A 414-nucleotide genomic window follows, 5' to 3' on the forward strand; every position below is an offset into this window, starting at 1 on the left:
GTCCAGGCCCACGGTGCCCAGGATCACCCCCATGCCACCGGCGGCCAGCCCCTTGAGGAAGGAGCCACCGGCCATGCCGGCGATAAAGATCAAGGCGAAGACCAGAATCGCCGCCAGCTCATAGGGGCCGAACTTGAGTGCCACGGCGGCGAAGGGAATCGCCACCGCGATCAGCAGCAGAGTGGCCAGCAGATCGCCGATCACCGAGGCCAGCAGGCCCACCTTGAGCGCCTTGCGCGGCTTGCCGCTGCGCGCCAGCGGATAGCCATCCAGGCAGGTCGCCGCGGACGACGCTTCGCCGGGAGTGTTGAGCAGGATGGCCGAGACCGCGCTGCCCGCGGCCGTGCCCTTGGAGAGGCCGATCAAGAAGGCGATGGCGGCAAAGGCCGACATGTAGAAGGTCAAGGGAATCGC

General features: G+C 67.6%; 1 protein-coding gene. It reads right to left on the minus strand.

Annotated elements, in window-relative coordinates; genetic code table 11:
- Window positions 1–414: tripartite tricarboxylate transporter permease (locus IEI94_RS22735; protein ID WP_224750224.1), on the minus strand; the 414-nt coding region annotated here is incomplete at both ends.

Origin of the sequence: Halomonas sp. ML-15 (assembly GCF_014779595.1) — a bacterium.
Classification (GTDB): Bacteria; Pseudomonadota; Gammaproteobacteria; order Pseudomonadales; family Halomonadaceae; genus Franzmannia.